At 72.6% G+C, this 14,337-nt stretch carries 13 protein-coding genes; 10 read left to right on the plus strand and 3 right to left on the minus strand.

Translation table 11 applies throughout. The features are described from left to right. Together ABD345_RS00910 and ABD345_RS00915 are read right to left on the minus strand one after the other, a co-directional pair. Entirely contained in the window at positions 1-783 is a 783-nt protein-coding gene (locus ABD345_RS00910; RefSeq protein ID WP_425556738.1) for an ATP-binding cassette domain-containing protein, read from the minus strand. A gap of 32 nt (positions 784-815) precedes the next feature. Then, the gene (locus ABD345_RS00915; RefSeq protein WP_344549693.1) at positions 816-1,919 is read right to left on the minus strand and encodes a sugar ABC transporter substrate-binding protein; all 1,104 of its coding nucleotides are present in this window, start codon (positions 1,917-1,919) and stop codon (positions 816-818) included. A gap of 221 nt (positions 1,920-2,140) precedes the next feature. Here ABD345_RS00915 and ABD345_RS00920 point away from each other — a divergent pair, with 221 nt between their 5' ends. The 10 genes from ABD345_RS00920 (at position 2,141) to ABD345_RS00965 (ending at position 12,795) form a co-directional block, all read left to right on the plus strand. Next, positions 2,141-3,661 (plus strand): LCP family protein, encoded by a 1,521-nt coding sequence (locus ABD345_RS00920; RefSeq protein WP_344549694.1) that lies wholly within the window; start codon positions 2,141-2,143, stop codon positions 3,659-3,661. Positions 3,662-3,692: 31 nt separating this feature from the next. Then, entirely contained in the window at positions 3,693-4,346 is a 654-nt protein-coding gene (locus ABD345_RS00925; RefSeq protein WP_344549695.1) for a hypothetical protein, read from the plus strand. A 172-nt stretch (positions 4,347-4,518) separates the two neighbouring features. Next, positions 4,519-5,127: an LppU/SCO3897 family protein gene (locus ABD345_RS00930; protein WP_344549696.1), complete on the plus strand. Its 609-nt coding sequence runs from the start codon at positions 4,519-4,521 to the stop codon at positions 5,125-5,127. Positions 5,128-5,281: 154 nt separating this feature from the next. Beyond that, positions 5,282-6,979, plus strand: coding sequence for a proline--tRNA ligase (locus ABD345_RS00935; protein ID WP_344549697.1), 1,698 nt, complete (start codon positions 5,282-5,284; stop codon positions 6,977-6,979). 518 nt (positions 6,980-7,497) lie between these two features. After that, positions 7,498-8,763: an ATP-binding protein gene (locus tag ABD345_RS00940; protein ID WP_344549698.1), complete on the plus strand. Its 1,266-nt coding sequence runs from the start codon at positions 7,498-7,500 to the stop codon at positions 8,761-8,763. Continuing rightward, positions 8,760-9,161 (plus strand): roadblock/LC7 domain-containing protein, encoded by a 402-nt coding sequence (locus ABD345_RS00945; protein WP_033214323.1) that lies wholly within the window; start codon positions 8,760-8,762, stop codon positions 9,159-9,161. Before ABD345_RS00940 ends, ABD345_RS00945 begins: the two co-directional genes overlap by 4 nt. Beyond that, positions 9,158-9,538 carry a DUF742 domain-containing protein gene (locus tag ABD345_RS00950; protein WP_344549699.1) on the plus strand — a complete coding sequence of 127 codons (381 nt, stop codon included), beginning with the start codon at positions 9,158-9,160 and terminating at the stop codon, positions 9,536-9,538. Before ABD345_RS00945 ends, ABD345_RS00950 begins: the two co-directional genes overlap by 4 nt. Beyond that, the gene (locus ABD345_RS00955; protein WP_344549700.1) at positions 9,513-10,124 is read left to right on the plus strand and encodes a GTP-binding protein; all 612 of its coding nucleotides are present in this window, start codon (positions 9,513-9,515) and stop codon (positions 10,122-10,124) included. The genes ABD345_RS00950 and ABD345_RS00955 overlap by 26 nt, the downstream gene beginning before the upstream one ends. Positions 10,125-10,139: 15 nt before the next feature. After that, positions 10,140-11,459, plus strand: a complete 1,320-nt coding sequence (locus ABD345_RS00960; protein WP_344549701.1) for a cytochrome P450 — start codon at positions 10,140-10,142, stop codon at positions 11,457-11,459. 280 nt (positions 11,460-11,739) lie between these two features. Next, a complete protein-coding gene (locus tag ABD345_RS00965; protein WP_344549702.1) occupies positions 11,740-12,795 on the plus strand; it encodes a tryptophan dimethylallyltransferase family protein in 1,056 nt (351 codons plus the stop codon). A gap of 118 nt (positions 12,796-12,913) precedes the next feature. Here the strand turns inward: ABD345_RS00965 and ABD345_RS00970 are convergent, their stop codons facing one another. Continuing rightward, a complete protein-coding gene (locus ABD345_RS00970) occupies positions 12,914-14,203 on the minus strand; it encodes a flavin-containing monooxygenase (protein ID WP_344549703.1) in 1,290 nt (429 codons plus the stop codon). Positions 14,204-14,337: the final 134 nt, after the last annotated feature.

Here is a 14,337-nt window from a genome sequence, read left to right on the forward strand (position 1 = left end):
TCATCGCTCGCCTCCCTCGCCGCGGGCCCGCCGGCGGGTCACGGCGTTGTCCGTGGCACCGGTGATGGCCGAGATGATCTGCTCCTGGTTGGTGGAGCGCTTGTCGAAGACCCCGTTGTTGCGTCCCAGCCGCAGCACCGCGACGGTGTCGGCGACCGCCATCACGTCGGCCATGTTGTGGCTGATCAGGATCACCCCGAGGCGCTGGTCGCGCAGCCGCTCGACCAGGTCGAGGACCTGCGCGGTCTGCTCGACGCCGAGCGCGGCGGTCGGTTCGTCCAGGATGACCACCTTGGGCGAGCCGATCAGGGCCCGGGCGATCGCCACCACCTGGCGCTGGCCGCCGGAGAGCGAGGCGATCGGGATCCGCACGCTGGGGATCCGGATCGAGAGGCTGTCCAGCAGTTGCCGGGAGCGCTGCTCCATCGCGACCTCGTCCAGGACCAGCCCGAACTGCTTGAGCTCCCGGCCGAGGAACAGGTTGCCGACCACGTCCAGGTTGTCGCAGAGCGCGAGGTCCTGGTAGACGGTGGCGATGCCCAGGTGCTGGGCGTCCTGCGGCCGGTGGACGGCCACCGGCCGGCCCTCCCACTCGATCACGCCCTCGTCCGGCTGGTTGACCCCGGCGACGGTCTTCACCAGGGTCGACTTCCCGGCGCCGTTGTCGCCGACCAGCGCGACCACCTCGCCGGCCCGGACCTCCAGCTCGATGTCGGTGAGCGCCTGGACGGCGCCGAACCTTTTCGAGATCCCCCGCAGTGCCAGCACGGTCTCGCCCGTCACCGCGACCACCTCCTCTCCGGTGTAGAAGGCGGTTACTGGATCCCGGCGGCCTGGCAGGCCGAGGCGTAGTCCGGGGTGCAGATCTGCTGGGCGGTGTACAGGCCGTCGGCGATCACGGTGGACTTGACGTTGTCCTTGGTGAGCACGGTCGGGGCGATCAGCAGCGAGTCGACCGTGGCGCCGCTGCCGTTGGTCGAGGTGGTCGGCTTCAGCGAGGCGCCCAGGCTCTTGCCCTGGGCGAACTGCACCGCCATCTCGCCGGCCGCGTCCGCCTCCGGCTTGTACGGCTTGTAGATCGACATGGTCTGCGTCCCGGCCAGGATCCGCTGCACGGCGTCGAGTTGGGCGTCCTGACCGGTCAGCGGGACGCTCAGGTTGGCGGCCTTGAGGGCGGTGGCGATGCCGGCCGCCATGCCGTCGTTGGCGGAGTAGACGCCCACCACGTTCGGGGCGCCGATCGCGGTGATCGCGGCGGCGGCCTCCTGGTTGGCGGTGTTCGGGTCCCACTGCGGGGTGTCGTACTCCTTGCCGATCTTCAGCTTGCCGTCGATCGCGCTGTGCGCGCCGGCCTTGAAGTCGGCCGCGTTCGGGTCGGTCGGCGAGCCGTTGATCATGATGATCTGGCCGCTGCCCGCCTTGTCGCCGACCGCCGTGACCAGGGCCTCGCCCTGCAGTTCGCCGACCTTGTGGTTGTCGAAGGAGACGTACGCGTCCACCGGGCCCTGGGCGAGCCGGTCGTAGGCGATCACCTTGACGCCCGCGTCGTGCGCCTTCTGCACCGAGGACTGGATCGCCTTGGAGTCCACCGCGTCCAGGATCAGCACCTGGTCGCCCTTGGTCAGCGCGGTGTCCACCTGGGTCTGCTGCTGGGTCGCGTCCTGGTTGGCGTTGTAGTAGTCGATCTGCGCGTCCGGCACCAGCGACTTGATCTTCGCCTCGATCAGCGGGCGGTCGAACTGCTCGTAGCGGGTGGTCTTGGACTCCGGCAGCAGCAGGCCGATCTTCACCGCCTGGTTCGCACTGCCGGAGGAGCCCGAGGAGCCGGACGACTGCTTGGCACTGCCGCAGGCGGCCAGGCCCACGGCGAGCGCGGCCGCGGTGGCGGCGACGGCGATCCGACGGAGACCGGTGTGCATGATGCCCTCTTCCTGTGGATGGCGCCCCCGTCACCGAGTGTGAGAACCCCGGGCGACCGGCACGATCGGGGTTGCGCCGAGCGGGTGGCGGCGCGCCGTGCGGGTACCCGGGGGGCGTCGGCCGCTGACGGGTGTGACTTCACCGGGCGGGGTTTGTATGCTTCGCTCGACTTCTACAGCTCTGTAGAAGTTCGGGCGACGGCAACGGGTGAGGGGGCGTCATGTCCGCACGCAGGGCGAAGGGCGGTCACGGCGGCGCACGGAGCCGCGGCCACCGGGCGCGCAGGATCGTGCTGTGGTCCACCGCGGGCACGCTCTCGCTGGCCGTCCTGGCCGGCGGCCTGGTCTACTGGCGGCTGAACGGCAACCTCAGCACCTTCGGCGACGACGGCGTCAGCAAGGACCGGCCGGCCGCCGCCAGCGCCGACGCCCAGGGCCGCACCCCCGTCAACCTGCTGCTGATCGGCTCCGACGCCCGGGACGGCACCAACAAGGACCTCGGCGGCGGCGACGACGGCGGGGCCCGCTCGGACACCGCGATCCTGCTGCACGTCTACGCCGACCACCGGCACGCCGTCGGGGTGTCCATCCCGCGCGACTCGCTGGTCGAGGTGCCGCCCTGCATGCTGCCGGACAAGACCTGGACCAAGGACCAGCCCAGCGCCATGTTCAACAGCGCCTTCTCGGTCGGCGACACCGACAAGGGCAACCCGGCCTGCACCCAGAACACCGTGGAGAAGCTCACCGGACTGCGGGTCGACCACACCATGGTGGTCAACTTCCAGGGCTTCGCCGACATGACCGAGGCGGTCGGCGGCGTCGACGTCTGCCTGCCCGAGGCCGTCTACGAGGGCGACCTGAACCCCAACCTCGGCCACCGCGGCAAGCAACTGTTCACGGCCGGCCACCAGACCATCTCCGGACAGGCCGCGCTCGACTACGTCCGGATCCGGCACGGCCTCGGCGACGGCTCCGACATCGGCCGCACCAAGCGCCAGCAGGCCTTCCTCTCCTCACTGATCAAGCAGGTCAAGTCGGAGGGCATGGACCCCACCACGCTGCTGCCGCTGGCCGACGCCGCCACCAAGTCGCTCACCGTGGACCAGGGCCTCGGCTCGGCCTCGAAACTGCTCGACTTCGCCACGTCGCTCAAGGACGTCGACCTGCACGACATCAAGTTCCTCACCGTGCCCTGGCGCTACCAGGGCGAACGGGTCGCCCTGGTGCACCCCGACGTCGACCAGCTGTGGGCCGCCCTCAGGGCCGACCGCACCCTGGACGGGCAGGACGCCTCCGCCACCCCGGCCGCCGACCCCTCCGTCACCCCCTCCCCCTCACCCTCGGCGCCCTCCGCACCCGCGCGGACCGACGGCGCCGGGATCAAGGTCGCCGTCTACAACGGCACCGGGACCGCCGGACTGACCGCCCGGGCCGCCGAGACCCTGGAGGGCTCCGGGTTCACCGTCACCGGCCGGGCCAACGCCGCCACCCGCACCCACCGCAGCACCCTGGTCGAGTACGGCCCCGGCGAGAAGGCGCAGGCCGAGAAGGTCGCCGCGCTCTTCCCCGGCGCCCAGCTGCAGGCCGCGGGCCGGGCCGGGATCGACCTCACCCTCGGCGCCGACTACGCCGGCGGCGGCACCACCGCCGCCCCGCCGGTGCCCACCGGCCCGCTGCCCACCAGCGTCAGCCAGGCCCGCTCCGCCGACGAGGACGCCTGCTCCGACCTCACCTACGGCTGAGCCCGACCGGCGGACGGAGCGGACGACGGCGATGGACCCGCGCCCCGACGACGGCCCCACCCGGCAGGACCGGGCCGACTTCGAGCACGCCCTCGGCCGGGCCCTGACCGACCCGGCGGTGCGCGCCGCACTGGCCCTGGCCGACGACCCGCTGCGGGCCGCCCGGCTGCGGACCCTGGCCCGGCGGCACTCCGCCCGGATCCTGGCCGCCGCCCGACCCGAGTACCTGGCCTACCGCCGGCTGCGGGACAGCGCGCCCGAACCGGCCGCCCCGGGCCGCGACCCGGGCGAGCGGCTGACCGGCTGGCTCGGCGCGCTGGCCCTGGTGGTACCGATCGTCAGCGGCAGCGCCGCCGCCGGGTTCTTCCTGCTCGGCGCCGTCCTCGGCCTGTCCCGCCCGCACGCCGGGCTGGCCGCCCCGCTGCGCACCGCCGCCTGGACCGCCGTCGCGATCGCGGTGCTCGGCGCGCTGACCGGGCTGATCGGCCTGCTGCTGACCGCCGCCTGGCGGCGCGCCGGACCGGCCGACCCCCCGCGGCACGAGCAGCGGCTGGCCGACGCCCGCGCCGCCTGGTGCGACGCGCTGCTGGAGCGCGGGCTGCGGCCCTTCCTGCTGGCCGGGCCGGAACGGTCCTCAGAAACCTTCGAGCGACCGGGGGTTCGTACCGACCCCGAGCGGCAATAACCACTCCGGGCCGCTTCGCAATGCGCGGGCAATTCATGGGTAGATGCCGGGTTCCGGGCGATATCCAGGTAAAGAGCGGGCAATACTTTCCCCGTTGTCGCCGCATTCCTTCCCGAACGCGTGGCTACGCTTCGTCGGCCGTACGCCTTTCGCGCCGTGAAGGAAGCACTCCGTGAGCACTCCCCAGCCTGGCCACTACCCGCCGCCGGGCCAGTACCCGCCGCCGCAGGCGCAGTACGCGCCGCCCGGGCAGTACGCCCCGCCGCCCGGCCCGTACCCGCCGCCGGGCCAGTACCCCCCGCCGCAGGCCGGCGGCTACCCACCGCCGCAGGCGCAGTACGCGCCGCCGCCCGGGCAGTACGCCCCGCCGCAGGGCCAGTACCCGCCGCCGCAGGGCGCGCCCGGCCAGCCGGTGGTGTACGCGCCCCCCGGCGGCTACGGGGCGCGCACCGTGTCCCGCTGGCGGCCCAAGCAGGTCCTGTCGCTGGTCACGGCCGGGCTGGGCGCGATCGCGATGCTCGTCTTCTGGCTGTTCGTGCCGAACAACGGCGCGAGCACCGCCAAGGTCGGCGACTGCATGTACAAGTCCGGCGGCAGCTCGGTCCGGCCCAGCTTCACCGTGGTGCCGTGCACCGACGCCAAGGCCACCTACAGGGTGGTCAAGGTGGTGCAGAGCAGCGACACCACCGCCTGCAGCTCGATGCCGGAGCACCCCGGCTGGTACTCGGAGACCAGGAAGCGGAAGAGCTTCACGGTCTGCTTCGTCCCGAAGAAGCCCTGAGGGTCCCGGAGAATCCCAACGGCCCGGCCCTGCCCGGCCCCGCGCCCGGCCACCGCCCGCCACCTGCGACGACGCGGATTTATTCGGAGCGGGCCGCTCCGCTCCGCGCGTAGACTCCGAACTCCTTTTCCGCGGGCCGAGAGGACGGTGTCCCATGCGCTGGTCGCAGTTGTACGTACCCACCCTGCGGGAGGACCCGGCCGACGCCGACGCCGCGAGCCACCGGCTGCTGGTCCGCGCCGGGTACGTCCGGCAGTTGTCCGCCGGCCACTACTCGCTGCTCCCGCTGGCGGTCCGGGTCCGGGCCCGGATCGTCGCGGTGGTCCGCGAGGAGATGGAGCGGATCGGGGCGCAGGAGTTCCTGCTGCCCGCGCTGCACCCGGCCGAGCTGTGGCGGCGCACCGGGCGCTGGGAGTCGATGGGCGAGGAGATGTTCCGCCTGACCGACCGCAAGGGCGCCGAGCAGGCCCTCGGGATGACCCACGAGGAGGTGTTCGCCCACCTCGCCGAGGAGTTGCGCTCGTACCGGCAACTGCCGCAGGTCTGGTACCAGTTCCAGACCAAGTTCCGGGACGAGGCGCGGCCCCGCTCGGGGCTGCTGCGGGTGCGCGAGTTCACCATGAAGGACTCGTACAGCTTCGACCTCGACGAGGCCGGGCTGGAGCGCTCCTTCGAGGCGCACCGGCAGGCGTACCTGCGGATCTTCGAGCGGCTCGGGCTGCCCGCGTTCGGGGTGCGGGCCTCCAGCGGCACCATGGGCGGCAGCGCCTCGGTGGAGTTCATGAGCCCCTCGGAGGCCGGCGAGGACCTGGTGGTGCGCTGCCCGGGCTGCGGGTACGCGGCCAACACCGAGAAGGCGCTGTCCGCGCTGCCCGCCGTCGCCGACCCGTCCGGCGAGGAGGCGCCCGAGGAGTTCGCGACGCCCTCGGCGCGCAGCATCGAGGAGCTGACTGAGCGGCACGGCGTCGCGCCCGAGCGGCAGTTGAAGACCCTGGTGCAGGTGGTCGACGGGGCGCTGACGCTGGTGCTGCTGCGCGGCGACCACGCCCTGGTCGAGCAGAAGCTGCTGGACGCGCTGGGCGCCTCGGCCGTCCGGCCCGCGACCGCCGAGGAGATCACCGCGGCGCTCGGCGCCTCCCCCGGCAGCCTGGGCCCGCTGGGCGGGCACGGCCTGCCGGTGGTCGCGGACGGAGCGCTGCGCGGCCGCACCGGTCTGACCTGCGGGGCCAACCGGGACGGCGTCCACCTGCGCGGGGTGTCGGTCGGGCGGGACGTCGCGGTCGACCGCTGGGCGGACCTGCGGGAGGTCGCGGCGGGCGAGCCCTGCGCGGAGTGCGGGGCGGCCCTGGAGGTGCTGCGCACCATCGAGGTCGGGCACATCTTCCAGCTCGGCCGCCGCTACACCGAGGCGCTGGACGTGGCGGTCTCCGGGCCCGGCGGCGAGCGGGTGGTGCCGCTGATGGGCAGTTACGGCATCGGCGTGGAGCGGGTGCTGGCCGCCCTGGTGGAGGCGCACCACGACGGGCGGGGCATCCGCTGGCCCGCCGCGGTCGCCCCGTTCGACCTGGTGCTGACGGTGCTGCCGGACCGGGACGGCACGGTCGCCGGGGCCGCCGAGCGGCTGTACGGGGAGCTGGGCTCGGCGGGCGTGCGGGTGCTGCTGGACGACCGGGCGGAGCGGCCCGGGGTGAAGTTCGCCGACGCCGAACTGATCGGCGTGCCCTGGCGGCTGACGGTCGGCGCGCGTTCGCTGGCCGCCGGGGTGGTGGAGCTGACCGCCCGGGCGGACGGCGCCGTCCGCGAGGTGGCGCTCGGCGCGGTGGTGGCGGAGTTGGCCGGCCTGGTCGGCTGAGCGCGCGTCGGCCCCCGGGTGCCCGGCCGGGTGCCCGGGGGCCGACGCGCGCGCGGTGCACACAGGCGGCGGGTTCGGTGCAGAACCGGTGTGCGCCGTGCGGGGGCGGGGTGAACCGGATGACCGCGCCTTAACGGAGGGTTGCGCCCCGTGGCGTCCCGGCCGCAGGGGGCCGGATAGCAGTCCGCCGACCGGCTCCTTGAGGTTGCGTCAGAAAATCCCCCGAACCTCCGCGTCGCTCCCACCCGACCCCGGCGCCCTGTGATAAACGGCCCGGTGGGAGGCGATGCGCGGCCCGGAGCGGCTCGTCCGGGGGCCGGGTTGACGCGGAATCAGGGCACTGACCTGGGGTTCCAACTACCCCTGTCCACCCGGCATGAGACGGATCTTCACATTCATGTGGACGATCGTTCACCTGTTCGCCCGATGATACGATCATCCCGCTTGGGGGAGCGGCGGGTTCACCCTGCGATGCCGGGGATTCAGCAGTCGGCCGCCAGTCGCCTGAAGAGAGTCTTATGACGAAATACACAGCGAACCCGTTGCTCTGGGTTCTCTTCCTCGTCCTGGCCGCCGCGGTCCTCGTCGTGGTCCGCCAGCGCAAGGCGTCCGCGGCGCTCCGACAGGAGATCGACGGGCTCCGGGAGCACTACACCGACCTGGAGCACCACTATACGCAGTCGGTCGCCTCCGCTCAGGAACAAGCGGACGAAGCAACCAGAACGGTATTGAAGTCCGCCATGCGGACGCTCCAGGGCCTCGCCGCAGAACAGCAGTTGGTCCTCTCCCGCTTGCAGGGCAAGTACGGCGAGTCGGTCATCCTGCAGGACCTGCTGGAGGTCGACCACACCAACTCCCAGTTCGGCCGCCGCGCCCAGTCCATCGCCGTCCTGTGCGGCGGCTGGCTCGGCCGCCACCGCGACGTCGCCTCGGTGTACGACGTGGTGCGTTCCGCCCAGGGCCGCATCCGGCACTACCGCCGGGTGGAGATCCTCTCCCAGGTGGACTTCGGCATCTCCAGCCGGGCGGTGGAACCGGTCGCCCTGGCGCTGGCCGAGCTGCTCGACAACGCGACCTCGTACTCCAGCCCCGACACCGTGGTGGAGATCAACATCCGCACCGTGCCCAAGGGCGTGGTGATCGTGGTGGACGACGCCGGCGTCGGCATGAACGACGAGGAACGGGCCCGCGCCGAACGGCTGTTGACCACCGAGCGGGTCACCGGCGTGGCCGGCCTCGGCAACCCCCCGCAGTTCGGCCTCGCGGTGATCGGCGTGCTCTCCGAGCGCTTCGGCTTCGAGGTCTCGGTGGACTCCTCCTCCCCGTACGGCGGCGTCCGCTCCGTGCTGCTGCTGCCGCACGAGCTGCTGACCGGCATGCCCGAGCGGCGTCCCCAGCCGTCCGCCGCCACCGGCTCCGCCCACCCGGGCGCCCAGGCCCCGGCCCAGGCACCCGTTCCCGCGGCACGACCGGCAGCGCAGCCGGCCGCGCTGCCCGCCGCCGCGGTTCCTCCCCCGGCGGTCGAGTCGTTCGGTGCCACCGAGGACGGCCTGCCGATCCGCCGCCGCAAGCGGCCGATGGCGATCGTCCCGGCCACCGAACCCGCCCCCTACGGCGCGCCCGCGGCGTCCGCCCCGGCCGCTTCCCGTTCCGGTGAGCAGACCGCGGCGATCCTGGGGGCCTTCCAGCGCGGCACCAGGTCCGGTCGCGCCACCCAGCGGGACGACGCGAACCAGACGACCAGCACCCGCGGTGCAAGCAGTGAAGGGCATGAGTTCTCGTGAACGACGATCTGTCTTGGATGCTCGACAGCGCGCTGGAGATCCCGGGGGCCCTGCACGCGGTCCTGATCTCCGCCGACGGCCTGCTGATGGCCCGCACCAGGGACATCGACAAGGACAACGCGGACCGGGTGGCCGCCGCGATGAGCGGCGTGCAGTCGCTCAGCCGCTCGCTCGGCTTCTTCTGCGACAACCCGACCCAGCGCTGGCAGCAGACCCTGGTCGAGTTCGACGGCGGCTGGGTGTTCCTGATCTCCGCCGGTGACGGCGCCTACCTCGGCGTCTCCGCGCTGCCGGACGTCGACATGCAGGACATCACCTTCCGGATGCAGCAACTCGTCGGCCAGCTCGGCAAGTTCCTCGCCGCCCCGCCGCGCGAGGACCTCGGGGCCCGCCGGTGAGGGCGGGCGGCGAGGACTTCGAGTTCGAGCCGGTGGACTTAGTCCGCGCCTACGTCATCACCAAGGGCCGGGAGCTGCCCGACGACCAGGAGCTCTCCCTGATCACCCTGGTCACCGCCGCCCCGACCGAGGGGCGCCGCCCCACCCGGCTCACGCCGGAGGAGGAGCGGCTGCTCGACATCTGCTCGGCCGGCTACCTGTCGGTCGCCGAGGTGGCGGGCCACACCCGGCTCCCGCTGGGCGTGGTCCGGATCGTGCTGGCCTCGCTCACCGAGAGCGGCCACCTGATGACCCGTCCGCCGGTCCCCCGGGCCCGGAACGCCGACAAGGACCTTCTGGAGGAGGTGCTCAATGGGCTCACCCGCAAGTTCGGCTGACCGCCGCGACCTGACCACCGACGACTACGTCCCCGGCGGTGCGACCCAGACCGCCGTGAAGATCCTCGTCGTCGGGCACTTCGCCGTCGGCAAGACCACCTTCATCGGATCGATCTCCGAGATCGAGCCGCTGTCCACCGAGGAGACCATGACCCGGGTCTCCGAGAGCGTCGACGACCTCAAGGGCGTCCGGGGCAAGACCACCACCACGGTCGCCCTGGACTTCGGCCGGCTCACCCTCAGCGAACGCGTGGTGCTGTACCTGTTCGGCACCCCGGGCCAGACCCGCTTCGTCCAGATGTGGGAGGACATGGCCCGGGGCGCCCTCGGCGCACTGATCCTGGTCGACCCCGAACGCCTCGCCGACTCCTTCCCCGTCATCGACCTGATCGAGCAGTACGGCCTGGACTACGCCATCGCCGTCAACCACTTCGACGGCAACCCGGAACGCGCCGAACGGGCGCTGCGGGAGGCGCTCGACCTGCTCGACGAAACCCCGGTCGTCACCTGCGACGCGCGCAACGAGCAATCGTCGGCCGCCGCACTCACCACTCTCGTCCGCTATTTGCTGGACCGCGCCAGCTAGGAGCAACACGCAGTCATGGACGCTCACTCCTCCGCCCCGGTACCCCCGCCCGGGTGCCCGGCCCACGGCGGCCGAGTGCCGCTGTACGGGCCGGACTTCGCCGCCAACCCGCAGTCCTACTACGACTACCTGCGGCACTACGGCGCCACCGCTCCGGTCGAGCTCGCCCCCGGGGTCAACGCCACCCTGGTGACCGAGTACTCGGCCGCCCTGCAGCTGCTGCAGGACTCCGCCACCTTCCGCAAGGACGGGCGGCGCTGGCGCGAGTTCAACGAGGGCGCCGTCCCGCTGGACAGCCCGGTGGTGCCGCTGCTCATGCACCGGCCCAACGCCATGTTCGCCGACGGCGCCGAGCACCTGCGGCTGCGCCAGGCGATCACCGACACCATGGCCCGGATCGACACCCGCCGCCTGGCCCGGGTCACCCAGCAGGTCTCGGACTTCCTCATCGCCCAGTTCGGCTACCGCGGCTCGGTCGACCTGGTCGGCAGCTACGCCCGGCAGCTGCCGCTGTTCGTCTTCAACGAGCTGTTCGGCTGCCCCGCCGACATCGGCGACCGGGTGCTGTTCGGCATCTCCAACATGTTCGACGGCATCAACGCCGAACAGGCCGCCGAGGTGCTGTACGGCGCCGTCGGCGAGCTGGTCACGCTCAAGCGCAGCCGTCCGGGCGACGACGTCGCCTCCTGGATGATGGAGCACTCCTCGCGGCTCACCGACGAGGAGATGGTCCACCAGCTCGCCCTGCTGCTGTCGGGGACCGACCCGGAGGGCAACTTCATCGGGTCCACCCTGCACCGGCTGCTCACCCACGACGCGTACGCCCACCAGGGCGGCCTGATCTACGAGGCGATCGACGACACGCTGTGGGAGAACCCGCCGATGGCGAACCTCGCCCCGCACTACCCGGCGGTGGACACCGAGTTCGCGGGCGAGCAGCTGAAGGCCGGCGACCTGATGCTGGTCTCCTTCGCGGCCGCCAACCGCAGCCCGATCCTGGCCGGCGAGCGGAAGGTCGGCAGCCGGGCGCACCTGGCCTGGAGCGCCGGACCGCACGCCTGCCCCTCCAAGGACCCGGCGCGGCAGATCGCCATGACCGCGATCGAGAACCTGTTCAACAAGCTGCCGGACATCGAACTGGCCGTCCCGGAGAGCAGCCTGAGCTGGCGCCCGGGCCCGTTCAACCGCGGCCTGGTCGCGCTGCCCACCCGGTTCACCCCGGTCGAGGCGGCCCGCCCGGTGCCCGCCGCGAACGCGACGAACCGTCAGGAGCCCGGCAAGGCAGGAGAGAAGACGGGTCGTTGGAGCCAGTTCCTCAACTGGTTGACCAAGTGATCTTTGCAACAGTAATCACCTTCCGGTCACCGCATGAACACTGAACGACTCGGGTATTCAGCAGCGCAATTGCCTCCGCCACATGCGGTTGCCCACTGACCGAGAACAGGAGGGTGTCGTGGAGAGAGTCTCCAAGGACGCCTGGCCTCCTACCGCCGCCCCCTCGCACCCGCCGATACCCGGCCCGGTACGAGGGGGCGACGGCCGTCCGCCCCGTCCTCTCCTACGAACCGCCGACCGCCCGGAAACGCTCTGCCCGTCCAGACCGACGACCAGGACGGTGGGCGCCCACACCGCCCGCCAACTCCTGGCCCTGTGCGACCTCGCGGGCCTGGGGGCCGCCGAGTCCGCCGCCTACAGCCGCGCCGTCAACGCCGCCCTCGGCCCGGTCGCCGAGCGCCCGCTCCACCTGCCGCCCGGCATCCCGTCCTTCCTCTCCGACGACCACACCCCGGTCGAGTTCTCGCTGTCCTTCTCCCCCGGCCGCGCCCCCACCCTGCGCGTGCTGTTCGAACCCGCCAGCGGCTTCGGCACCCCCGCCGAGAGCAGCCTCCTCGCCCAGCGCGCCCTGCGCGGGCTGGCCGGCCACTGGGGGATCTCCACCGAACAGCTCGACGCCGTCTCCGACCTGTTCCTCCCGGACGCGCCGCAGGGCTGCTTCTCCCTGTGGATCGCCCTGGAGCTGCTCCCCGGCGGCACCCCGCGGATGAAGGCGTACCTCAACCCGGCCGCCAACGGCGCCCGCCGGACCGAGGAGACCGTCCGCACCGCCCTGCGCCGACTCGGCCACCACCACGCCGACGCCGACCTGCCCGAGGGCGACCAACTGCTCTTCCTCGCCCTCGACCTCGGCGACTGGCCCGAGCCCCGGCTCAAGATCTACACCAGCCACCACGGCCTCACCCCGACCGGCGCCCGCTCCCTCGGCCGGACACCGGACGGCCCCACCCCCGACGAACTGGAGTCCTTCGTCCGCACCGCGGCCGGACTCGGTCCCCGCGAGAACCCCCGGCTCGCGTTACGCCCCGTCCAGACCTGCCACGGCTACACCGACACCGCCGGCCCGGCCGGGGCGTTCACCGCGTACGTGCCGGTCCGCGACTACGCCCGGCACGACGGCGAGGTGCTCGACCGCGCGGTCCTGCTGCTCGACCGCTACGGCATCGACCCGGCCGGCCTGCGCGACGCCCTCGGCGCGCTGACGCCGCGCCCGCTGGAGGACGGCGTCGGACTGATCTCCTACCTCGCCCTGGCCCACCAGCACGGCCGCACGCCGCGGGTCACCGCGTACCTCTCCTCCGAGGCGTACCGGGTCCGTCCCCCGAACATCCGCTGACCCCCCGGCCGGCCGTCCCTCCCCTGTGACCGCCGACCGACGTCCGCCCCTGAACGGGACAGCGGGCGGAGCCGCCGTGGCGCCCCCACCCACGGGCGGCTCCGCTCCCCCGTCGCGGCTACGCCTCCCGCAGCTCCCGCAGGTACGAGCCGACGTCCACCTGGATCGAGGACCCCGTCGACAGCCCGTACCGGCGCTCGATCCCGGCCAGGTACCCGTCGATCTCCTTGCCCATCACGTCCGCCGCGGGCAGCAGCGCCTCCCCGGACAGCAGCCGCGCCACCCACTGCGCCTGCGCCTCCACCAGCCTGGTGATCGACCCCACCGGACGGATCAGCCCCAGGAACAGCAGCCCCGGCCACTGCGGCGCCACCACCCGCCGGTACAGCCGGACCGGACCGGCCGCGCCCGCCGGGTGGCCGTCCGGGAGGAACCCGAACCGCCAGTCGAACCCGGTGCAGAACACCACCGCGTCCGCCTCCGTCGAACTCCCGTCCGCGAACCGGACGGTGGAGCCCTCCAGCGAGGCGACACCGGGCTTCGGCAGCACCGCGCCGTGCCGGATCCGACTCAGGATCTCGTCCGAGATGGTCACCGCGGAGGAGAAGATCCGGTGATCCGGCTCGGGCAGCCCGTAGTCCGACATCCGGCCGCGCGCCACCTCCAGGGCCTGCTCCACGAAATCCCGCTGCTCCTCCAGGGACTTGGCGGTGAACCAGGGCGCCTCCGCTATCAGGTCCACCGACATGCCGTACAGCTGCTTCGGAATGACGTGCAGGCCCCGGCGCACCGAGAGCACCGTCCGGGCCGCGTACCGGGACAGGTCCGCCGCGACGTCCACCCCGGACGCGCCCATGCCCACCACGACCACCCGCTGCCCGGCGAAGTCCCGGCCGTCCATGAAGTCCGAGGAGTGCAGCAGCGCCCCGGTGAAGGACTCCGCGCCCGGCGGCAGCGGGTCCGGCATCGCCGGCACGTTGTGGTGCCCGGAAGCCACCACCACCTGGTCGAACACCCGCCGGGTCTCCAGCCCCGAGGCGTCCCGGCTCACCACCGTCCAACCGCCGTGGCCGTCCTGACGCACCGACACCACCTCGGTGCGGAACTCGACGTACGGCAGCAGCCCCGCCCACTCGGCGAACTCCCGCAGGTACCCGGCCACGTCGCTGTGCCGCGGGTAGAGCGGCAGCTCGTCGGACATCGGGAACGCCGCGAAACCCGTCAACTGCTTGGCGCTGTTCAGGTGCAGCGCCTGGTACGCCGGGCCGGGCTCGCCCGCCGACGGCCGCCGCCAGATCCCGCCCACCCCCGGCGACTTCTCCAGGCAGACGAAGTCGAGCCCGCGCTCGCGCAGCGCGTACGCCGCCGCCAATCCCGACAGACCCGCACCGATCACACAGACAGTCACCGCGGCCTCCATACCGTGTTCCGCTCGAACTGACCGCCCCAGCAGCGATCTTGACGCCTCCGAGCATATGCAGCCTCCACATGCCTTCCCAGGGGTCTTCCGGACCCGTCCCAGCACCTGGACGGCCCTGCCCG

It is taken from the genome of Kitasatospora saccharophila (genome assembly GCF_039529925.1).
Lineage (GTDB): Bacteria > Actinomycetota > Actinomycetes > Streptomycetales > Streptomycetaceae > Kitasatospora > Kitasatospora saccharophila.

Excerpts from the sequence above, each read along its gene's own strand:
- ABD345_RS00915 (WP_344549693.1), bottom strand. The coding sequence starts at position 1,919 with ATGCACACCGGTCTCCGTCGGATCGCCGTCGCCGCCACCGCGGCCGCG.
- ABD345_RS00920 (WP_344549694.1), top strand. The coding sequence starts at position 2,141 with ATGTCCGCACGCAGGGCGAAGGGCGGTCACGGCGGCGCACGGAGCCGC.
- ABD345_RS00925 (WP_344549695.1), top strand. The coding sequence starts at position 3,693 with ATGGACCCGCGCCCCGACGACGGCCCCACCCGGCAGGACCGGGCCGAC.
- ABD345_RS00935 (WP_344549697.1), top strand. The coding sequence starts at position 5,282 with ATGCGCTGGTCGCAGTTGTACGTACCCACCCTGCGGGAGGACCCGGCC.
- ABD345_RS00940 (WP_344549698.1), top strand. The coding sequence starts at position 7,498 with ATGACGAAATACACAGCGAACCCGTTGCTCTGGGTTCTCTTCCTCGTC.
- ABD345_RS00955 (WP_344549700.1), top strand. The coding sequence starts at position 9,513 with ATGGGCTCACCCGCAAGTTCGGCTGACCGCCGCGACCTGACCACCGAC.
- ABD345_RS00960 (WP_344549701.1), top strand. The coding sequence starts at position 10,140 with ATGGACGCTCACTCCTCCGCCCCGGTACCCCCGCCCGGGTGCCCGGCC.